The 2180-nt window shown below is 54.6% G+C and carries 3 protein-coding genes; all 3 read left to right on the forward strand.

Features of this window, described 5'->3' with window-relative positions; genetic code table 11:
- On the forward strand, window positions 1-108 hold a 108-nt coding region (locus tag ACTHUM_RS11890), incomplete at its 5' end, for an RNase H family protein (protein WP_440402957.1).
- 320 nt (window positions 109-428) lie between these two features.
- On the forward strand, window positions 429-827 hold the full coding sequence (locus ACTHUM_RS11895; protein WP_315094757.1) for an HIT domain-containing protein: 399 nt from the start codon (window positions 429-431) through the stop codon (window positions 825-827).
- Window positions 828-900: 73 nt separating this feature from the next.
- On the forward strand, window positions 901-2094 hold the full coding sequence (locus ACTHUM_RS11900; RefSeq protein ID WP_440402956.1) for an LD-carboxypeptidase: 1194 nt from the start codon (window positions 901-903) through the stop codon (window positions 2092-2094).
- The last annotated feature ends 86 nt before the right edge of the window (window positions 2095-2180 follow it).

A 2180-nucleotide genomic window follows, 5' to 3' on the forward strand; every position in this document is an offset into this window, starting at 1 on the left:
GTTCAACAGCACGATGTCCGCTGGACGTGGGTGAAAGGCCATGCCGGACACCCTGAAAACGAAAAAGCCGACGAACTTGCCAATCAGGGGGCGGCAAAATTTGCATAAACTTCGTCCATAACTGCACTCAAACATCTCAAACCATTCTTTTGGATTGCCATCATTGCATTGATTTGTGTGATGCCCATAGCGCTTATGTTCGCCTATTCGCCCTTTCATGATGTCGATGATTTTTTTCGCTTTGGCTTGTGCGATCACGTTAAGAGTGCCAAAGAATGTGCCGACTTAATCACGCCCGCCTATTTATTTTGGTGGTTTATACCTGAACCGTGGCTTTTCGCATTCATATCTCTGACTGCCATTTACCTCGTTCTAAAAATCCTGATGGCAATCATCCGATTCCTATTCAGACTGAGAAAGAAAAACCCATGACCTGCCCCATCTGCACTGCCGACAACGAAGACATTTTGCTGCAAACGCCAAACCTGCGCGTGATCGCCGTCCACAACGAAGCCGGCGCACCGGCATTCTGCCGCGTTATTTGGAATGACCATGTTTCCGAGATGACCGACCTTTCCCCTGCCGAACGCAACGAAATCATGGAAATGGTGTATCAGGTTGAAGCCGCAATGCGCCAAGTCTTCCGCCCGGCCAAAATCAATCTGGCCAGCCTCGGCAATGTTGTGCCCCATCTGCATTGGCACGTCATCGCCCGCTTTGAAAACGACGCCAACTTCCCTGCACCGATTTGGGCCGCACCCGTACACGAACACGGCATGACCCTGCCCGAAAATTGGCCGCAACAAATCAAAAACTTAATCGCTTAAACTTTCAGACGACCTGTAAGGTCCGACACGCCCAGTTCAGGCCGTCTGAACATATAACAAAAGGAAAACCTCAATGACCTCCACCACGCGCCGCCATTTCCTGCGTACCTGCTCTGCCGCGGCAGGCGCAGGGTTGTTGCAAGCCTGCGGCACAGGCACGACCACCACGCCGCAAACCAAAACCACTTCTACCACCGCGAAAGCCAAAACCGTGCAACCTAAGCAACCCCATCCGCCACGTTCCGGCGACAACCTCCTGCGCGTTGTTGCGCCGTCAGGCTTCGCCGAAGACCCCAACCGCGTGACCACCGGCCTGACACGCCTCTACAACGCGGGCTTTACCGTGACTAACCAACAGGCAGGCAGCCGCCGTTACCAACGCTTTGCCGGCAGCGACGCCCAACGTGCCGCCGACTTCCAAGACGTTGCCAACGGCCGGGTTGAAACACCTAAAGTCTTGATGGGTCTGCGCGGCGGCTACGGCGCGGCACGCATCCTACCGCAAATCGACTTTGCCTCACTCGGCGCCAGAATGCGCGAACGCGGCACATTGTTCTTTGGTTTCAGCGACGTGTGCGCCGTCCAACTCGCCCTGTTGGCCAAAGGCAATATGATGAGCTTTGCCGGCCCGATGGTGTACAGCGAATTCGGCAAAGCAGACCCCAGCGTCTTTACCATGGATTCCTTCATCCGCGGCACGACCAACAACGTCAACATCGTTGATGTTCCAACCATCCAACGCGCTGATGTCAACGTCGAAGGTACATTATGGGGCGGCAACCTAAGCGTACTCGCTTCCCTCGCCGGTACGCCCTACATGCCCGATATTCAAGGCGGCATCCTCTTTATCGAAGACGTCAGCGAGCAACCCTACCGCATCGAGCGCATGCTCAATACGCTTTATCTGTCAGGTGTTTTGCAAAAACAACGCGCCATCATCTTCGGCGATTTCCGCATGGGCACCATCCGTGACGCGTACGATTCCAGCTACGACTTCTCCGCCGTTGTCAACCACATTTCGCGCACCGCCAAGATTCCTGTGTTGACCGGCTTCCCATTCGGCCACATCACCAACAAAACCACTTTCCCGTTGGGCGCGCATGCCAAAGTCCGCAGTACCGGCAACGGCGGTTATTCCGTCACCTTCAGCGGCTACCCGACGCTGAACCCGTCCGCGCTGACACTCGACAACCTGCTGCCACCTCCCGTACCGACTTACGACAGCACCATCTACCGCGACAGCATTACTGAAGAAGTGACCGAATAAGGCTTGTTCAAATCAAAAGGCCGTCTGAAACCCAGTTTCAGACGGCCTTTTTATCTTAAGTCTTAACCGTAACGTCGTTGGAAATC

It is taken from the genome of Neisseria sp. P0021.S006, from assembly GCF_051956895.1.